The sequence below is a fragment of the Halegenticoccus soli genome (assembly GCF_002844195.1).
Lineage (GTDB): Archaea > Halobacteriota > Halobacteria > Halobacteriales > Haloferacaceae > Halegenticoccus > Halegenticoccus soli.
Genome location: NZ_KZ537954.1, coordinates 2,970 through 4,504, shown reverse-complemented (window position 1 = coordinate 4,504; position 1,535 = coordinate 2,970). Strand labels below are relative to the sequence as shown.

Genomic DNA, 1,535 nt, shown 5'->3' with positions numbered 1-1,535 from the left:
TCCGATTTAGCCATGCTAGTTGCACGAGTTCAGACTCGTGGCGAATAGCTCCGTAACACGTGGCCAAACTACCCTACGGAGAGGCATAACCTCGGGAAACTGAGGCTAATACCTCATAACGTTCCCACGCTGGAATGCCGGGAACTGGAAACGCTCCGGCGCCGTAGGATGTGGCTGCGGCCGATTAGGTAGACGGTGGGGTAACGGCCCACCGTGCCGATAATCGGTACGGGTTGTGAGAGCAAGAGCCCGGAGACGGAATCTGAGACAAGATTCCGGGCCCTACGGGGCGCAGCAGGCGCGAAACCTTTACACTGCGCGACCGCGCGATAAGGGGACCCCGAGTGCGAGGGCATACAGTCCTCGCTTTTGAGAACCGTAAGGTGGTTCTCGAATAAGGGCTGGGCAAGACCGGTGCCAGCCGCCGCGGTAATACCGGCAGCCCAAGTGATGGCCGATCTTATTGGGCCTAAAGCGTCCGTAGCTGGCCACGTCGGTTCGTCGGGAAATCCATCCGCTCAACGGATGGGCGTCCGGCGAATACCACGTGGCTTGGGACCGGAAGACCCAGAGGGTACGTCCGGGGTAGGAGTGAAATCCCGTAATCCCGGACGGACCGCCGATGGCGAAAGCACTCTGGGAGGACGGCTCCGACAGTGAGGGACGAAAGCTAGGGTCTCGAACCGGATTAGATACCCGGGTAGTCCTAGCCGTAAACGATGCCTGTTAGGTGTGGCACCCGCTACGAGCGGGTGCTGTGCCGTAGGGAAGCCGCTAAACAGGCCGCCTGGGAAGTACGTCCGCAAGGATGAAACTTAAAGGAATTGGCGGGGGAGCACTACAACCGGAGGAGCCTGCGGTTTAATTGGACTCAACGCCGGACATCTCACCAGCACCGACAGTAGCGATGATCATCAGGTTGATGACCTCCATGCTGAGCTACTGAGAGGAGGTGCATGGCCGCCGTCAGCTCGTACCGTGAGGCGTCCTGTTAAGTCAGGCAACGAGCGAGACCCGCACTCTTAATTGCCAGCATGACCCCCGGGTCGATGGGTACATTAGGAGGACTGCCGTGGCCAACACGGAGGAAGGAACGGGCAACGGTAGGTCAGTATGCCCCGAATGTGCTGGGCTACACGCGGGCTACAATGGCCAGGACAATGGGTTCCAACGCCGAAAGGTGCAGGTAATCTCAGAAACCTGGTCGTAGTTCGGATTGAGGGCTGAAACTCGCCCTCATGAAGCTGGATTCGGTAGTAGTCGCCTTTCAGCAGAGGGCGGCGAATACGTCCCTGCTCCTTGCACACACCGCCCGTCAAAGCACCCGAGTGGGGTCCGGATGAGGCCAGGATTCCCTGGTCGAATCTGGGCTCCGCAAGGGGGCTTAAGTCGTAACAAGGTAGCCGTAGGGGAATCTGCGGCTGGATCACCTCCTACAGACCGGGACCACTCACCCGAGTGGCCCACCTTTCCGCATGCCGCGTTCGGTGCCGCCCGCCGGCTCGACCGGGCACCTATGAACTATCAGGGCTACC

At 59.9% G+C, this 1,535-nt stretch carries 1 rRNA gene; it reads left to right on the top strand.

Going from position 1 to position 1,535, the window contains the following annotated elements:
- Positions 1-1,435: ribosomal RNA gene (locus CNO20_RS00010) — 16S ribosomal RNA — on the top strand; the annotation flags it as partial.
- Between the last annotated feature and the right edge of the window lie 100 nt (positions 1,436-1,535).